Source organism: uncultured Rikenella sp. (assembly GCF_910577125.1).
In the GTDB taxonomy this organism is placed as follows: domain Bacteria; phylum Bacteroidota; class Bacteroidia; order Bacteroidales; family Rikenellaceae; genus Rikenella.
This window is the reverse complement of record NZ_CAJTMN010000140.1, coordinates 1-4,498: the sequence shown is the minus strand read 5'-3', so window position 1 is coordinate 4,498 and position 4,498 is coordinate 1. Positions and strand designations below refer to the sequence as shown.

5 protein-coding genes are annotated in these 4,498 nt (G+C 60.8%); all 5 read right to left on the bottom strand.

Features of this window, described 5'->3' with window-relative positions; all coding sequences use genetic code 11:
* Nucleotides 1-64: 64 nt before the first annotated feature.
* Genes hisIE through hisC form a run of 5 tightly spaced genes read right to left on the bottom strand, consistent with a single transcriptional unit; the run spans nt 65 to nt 4,400 of the window.
* Nucleotides 65-676 (bottom strand): bifunctional phosphoribosyl-AMP cyclohydrolase/phosphoribosyl-ATP diphosphatase HisIE, encoded by a 612-nt coding sequence (gene hisIE / locus QZ292_RS09800; protein ID WP_294601052.1) that lies wholly within the window; start codon nt 674-676, stop codon nt 65-67.
* Between the two features lie 14 nt (nt 677-690).
* Entirely contained in the window at nt 691-1,449 is a 759-nt protein-coding gene (gene hisF, locus QZ292_RS09795; RefSeq protein WP_294601051.1) for an imidazole glycerol phosphate synthase subunit HisF, read from the bottom strand.
* Nucleotides 1,431-2,162 carry a 1-(5-phosphoribosyl)-5-[(5-phosphoribosylamino)methylideneamino]imidazole-4-carboxamide isomerase gene (gene hisA, locus QZ292_RS09790; protein WP_294601050.1) on the bottom strand — a complete coding sequence of 244 codons (732 nt, stop codon included), beginning with the start codon at nt 2,160-2,162 and terminating at the stop codon, nt 1,431-1,433. The genes hisF and hisA overlap by 19 nt, the downstream gene beginning before the upstream one ends.
* Nucleotides 2,159-2,743, bottom strand: coding sequence for an imidazole glycerol phosphate synthase subunit HisH (hisH, locus tag QZ292_RS09785; protein WP_294601049.1), 585 nt, complete (start codon nt 2,741-2,743; stop codon nt 2,159-2,161). Before hisH ends, hisA begins: the two co-directional genes overlap by 4 nt.
* 10 nt (nt 2,744-2,753) lie before the next feature.
* Nucleotides 2,754-4,400, bottom strand: a complete 1,647-nt coding sequence (gene hisC / locus QZ292_RS10395; protein WP_363324071.1) for a histidinol-phosphate transaminase — start codon at nt 4,398-4,400, stop codon at nt 2,754-2,756.
* Nucleotides 4,401-4,498 lie beyond the last annotated feature (98 nt).

Below are 4,498 nucleotides of genomic sequence, written 5' to 3'. Positions count from 1 at the left end.
TTTTGGGTACCTTTTCTTCAGAAAAGGTACGGTTCTCTGCGGGTAGACACAGATATTCGAACGGTTATTTATGTCGTCGGGCCAGTTCTTTTTCGAGGTCTGCCAGCGAGAGTCCGTTCGCCTCTAACAGCACCAGCAGGTGGTAGACCAAGTCCGACGCCTCGTAAATCAGGTCCGGTTTGTTCTGCGCCACCGCCTCGATGACCGTTTCGACCGCCTCCTCGCCCACTTTCTGCGCAATCTTGTTGATCCCCCGTTCGAAGAGCTTCGTCGTGTAGGACGCCGCCGGCATCTCCCTGTGCCGCTGCTGGATAACCGATTGCAGGTAGCGGATGAACCCCTCCGTCTCCGTGGGCGACTCCGTGAAACAACTCATGCAGCCCGTGTGGCACACCGGCCCCGCCGGAACCACCCGGAAGAGCAGCGTGTCCGCATCGCAATCCATCGCCACCGAACAGATCGTCAGAAAATTGCCGCTCGTTTCGCCCTTCGTCCAGAGCCGTTTCTTCGTCCGGCTGTAAAACGTCACGCGCCCCTCCGTGACGCTTTTTTCATAAGCCTCCCGGTTCATGTAGCCCAGCATGAGGACTTGTAGCGTTCGGTCATCCTGAACGATCGCCGGCAACAGCCCGTCGCCGTTTTTCGCGAAATCCAATTTTTCGATGTCAGGTATCATAAGTATGTTGTTTTTTAGATTCTTACAGGAATTTTACGCTCATTCAGCGCCCGCTTCAGCACCGGAATCGGAATCTCTCCGTAGTGGAAAATCGATGCTGCCAGCGCCGCATCCGCCCGCCCCGCCGTCAGCACCTCTGCGATGTGATCCACCGTCCCTGCCCCACCCGAAGCGATCACCGGGATCGATAGCTCCGAAGCCAGCCGTGCGAACGTCTCGCACGGATAGCCGCTCTTCGTCCCGTCGTGGTTCATCGACGTGAAGAGGATCTCGCCCGCCCCCCGCTCCTGCGCCTCGCGCGCCCAGCTGAACAGCTCGCGTTCGGTGGGTTGGCGTCCTCCGTGCGTAGTCACCACCCAACGTCCCGCCTCGTCCATCCGCGCGTCGATCGCCACTACGACGAACTGCCGCCCGTACCGTCCCGCGATCTCGTCGATCAGCTCCGGCCGGCGCACCGCCGCACTGTTCACCGTCACCTTGTCCGCCCCCGCCAGCAGCAATGCTCCCGCATCCGCCGCCGTCGAAATCCCTCCTCCCACCGTGAACGGAATATCGATCTCGCGCGCAATCCGCGCCACCAACTCCCCGAAAGTCTTCCGTCCCTCGACCGTCGCGCTGATGTCTAAGTAGACCAGCTCGTCCGCCCCCTCGTCCGCATACTTGCGGCCCAGCTCGACCGGATCGCCCACATTTTGCAATCCCACAAAATTGACCCCCTTGACCGTCCGCCCGTCTTTGATGTCTAAGCAGGGAATTATCCGTTTTGCAAGCATCGTTCCAACTCTTTAAGCGTGATTCTCCCCTCGTAAATCGCCTTTCCCACGATGACGCTCCGCAGCCCCATCGCGTCCAGCCGCATCAGGTCGTCCATCGACGAAATTCCGCCGCTGACCGTAATATCGATCCTCGGAAATTCCCCTTGCAGCGTAGCGTAGAGCTCGAAATTGGGTCCCGTGAGCATCCCGTCGCGCGAAATGTCCGTGCAGATCACCTGCCGCAACCCTCGCGCCGCGAACCGCCCGATAATCATCCGTACATCTGTTTCCGACGACTCCAGCCACCCGTTGATCGCCACCTTCCCCGCCCGGGTATCGGCTCCGAGGATGATATGCTCCGCCCCATAGGTTGCCAGCCACTCCTCGAACCGCTCCGGCGCGGTGATCGCCACGCTGCCGCAGATCGCCCGGCACGCTCCCGCCTCCAGAACCGCTTCCAGTGCCTCGCCGTTCTTGATGCCGCCGCCGTACTGGATGTCGAGCGTCGTCGCTGTGGCAATCTTCCGCAGTGTATTCAGGTTTTTCGGTGTCGAAGCCTTGGCCCCGTCCAGATCCACCACGTGGAGCCGTCGGATCCCGATCGCCTCGTATTGCCGGGCGATCTCCACCGGATCGGTTCCGTAAGTGGTCCGCTGGTTGTAGTCCCCCTGCGTCAGCCGCACGCACTGGCCGTCGATGATGTCGATGGCGGGTATGATCTCTATCTTCATAGCGCAAGAAAGTTAGCTAAAATCCGGCTGCCTGCCGCGCCGCTCTTTTCCGGGTGGAACTGGCAGCCGTAGAAGTTGTCCCGGTGCAGCGAGCCGCTGAACCGTCCGCCGTAGTCGGTCGCCGCCGCCGTATATTCATTGATTTCCGCCGCATAGGAGTGCACGTAATAGACGTGTTCTCCTTCTTTAATGTCCTTATACAGAGGCGATTCGAGGTCGTAGATCGAGTTCCATCCGACGTGCGGCACTTTGACTCCCGCGTCGGCAGGAAATCGTCGCACCCGGTTCGGGAAAATTCCCAGACACTCCGTGTCGCCCTCTTCGCTGCGGGCGCACAGCAGCTGCATCCCGAGGCAGATCCCGAGCACGGGACATTTCAAATTACGGAGCACATCGGTCAATCCCTTCTCGCGCAGCTGCGCCATCGCCGTCGCCGCCTCGCCCACGCCGGGCAGCAGGACGCGTTCTGCGTTTTGTATGGCGACCGGGTCAGAGGTCAGCAGGTAGTTCGCTCCCAGTCGCTCGAAGGCGTTGGTGACCGACCGCAGGTTGCCTGTTCTGTAGTCTATAATCGTTACCATGCGTTTCGTTTTAGAGCATTCCTTTCGAGCTCGGCAGACTGAAATCCAGCGGTTTGCGCTCCACGGCCATCCTCAAGGCCCGCGCGAAGGCCTTGAAAACCGCCTCCACCTTGTGGTGTTCGTTGCGCCCCCGGGCCGAGATGTGCAGGTTGCAGCGTGCCGCCTGCGCGAAGCTGTCGAAAAAGTGCTCGAACAGCTCGGTCGGTACATCCCCGATCCGCTCCCGCTTCAGTTTTACGTCCCACCGCGTCGCGATCCGCCCCCCGAAGTCCAGCAGCACCAGCGCCCGGCTCTCGTCCATCGGCAGCGCGAACCCGTACCGGCCGATGCCGCGTTTGTCGCCCAGCGCCAGCCGGAACGCCTCGCCCAGCACCAACGCCGTATCCTCGACGGTGTGATGTTCGTCCACCTGCAAGTCCCCCTTGGCCGCGAGTTGCAAGGAGAACCCGCCGTGGTGCACGATCTGGTCGAGCATGTGGTCGAAAAATCCCAGCCCGGTCGATATGTGCGACGGCAAAGTGTTGTCCAAGTCCAGCGTAGCCGTAATATCCGTCTCCCGGCTCCGCCGCGTCACCGTCACACAACGCCCCCCCGAAGAGACCGGAACCGGCCCTGCGAACGGCTGGTCGAGGTTCCGCAACGCCTCTACCAGCGCCGCATTCTCCTCCGGCGTCCCCACGGTCAGTCGCAAACACCCCTCGCACCCTTCGATTTTCGAGCGGTCGCGCACGATGATTCCCCGTTCGATCAGCCGGTTGTAGACCTCGCGCGGCTCGTCCACCCGCACCAGCACGAAATTGGCGTCCGAGGCGAACACTTTTCGAATAAGAGGCATCTGTTCCAGCCGGGCGACCAGTTTTTTCCGCTCGTCGACCAGCGTCGCGATTTGTTCCTCGCGAACGGAGGAACGCTCCAGCTCCTGCAATACCAGCCGTTCGGTGATGACGTTCACCGAGTAGGGGTACTTGATCCGCCCCATAGCCGCGACGATCTCCGGGTCGGCAAAGGCGAATCCGATCCTGATGCCTGCCATCCCCCACGCTTTCGACAGCGTTTGCAGCACCACCAAGTTCGGAAACTCTGCCAACCGCGGCAGAAATCCCTCGTGTTCCGCGAAGTCGATGTAGGCTTCGTCGAGCACGACAATCCCGTTAAAGCCGCGGATAATCTTTTCGACCTCCGCCGGGTCGAGCAGGTTGCCCGAAGGGTTGTTCGGCGAGCAGAGGAAAGCCAGCTTCGTCTGCGGCGTCGCCCGGCTCAGGAAATCTGCGGCATTCAATTCGAAGTTCGCGCTGAGCGGCACTTCGGTCAGCCGCACGTCGTTGGTCGCCGCGGCCACGCGGTACATGCCGTAGCTGGGGGCGATCGATAGGGCTTCGTCCTGCCGCGGCTCGCAGAAAACCCGGAACAGCAGGTCGATGGGCTCGTCGCTGCCGTTCCCGCCGACGAAAATCCGGTCGGCGGCCACGCGGCGCATGGCGGCGACTTTGGCCCGGATACGCTTGTTGTGCGGGTCGGGGTAGCGGTTGAAACCGTTGTCGAAGGGGTTCTCGTTGGCGTCGAGGTAGATCCCCAACTCTCCTTCATACTCGTCGCGGGCGGTGGAGTAGGGGGCCATTTGCCTGATATTCTCGCGAAACAGGGGTGTGATCTCCATATGCTAAATATTAATTCGTTTGTTTGTCTGTGTCTACCCGCAGGGAACTGCCGCTTTTTGAAAAAAGCGGCACCAAAAACTTTTAGATAGCTACGCTA

Coding starts and splice junctions, on each gene's coding strand:
- hisIE (WP_294601052.1), bottom strand. CDS start 676: ATGATACCTGACATCGAAAAATTGGATTTCGCGAAAAACGGCGACGGG.
- hisA (WP_294601050.1), bottom strand. CDS start 2,162: ATGAAGATAGAGATCATACCCGCCATCGACATCATCGACGGCCAGTGC.
- hisH (WP_294601049.1), bottom strand. CDS start 2,743: ATGGTAACGATTATAGACTACAGAACAGGCAACCTGCGGTCGGTCACC.
- hisF (WP_294601051.1), bottom strand. CDS start 1,449: ATGCTTGCAAAACGGATAATTCCCTGCTTAGACATCAAAGACGGGCGG.
- hisC (WP_363324071.1), bottom strand. CDS start 4,400: ATGGAGATCACACCCCTGTTTCGCGAGAATATCAGGCAAATGGCCCCC.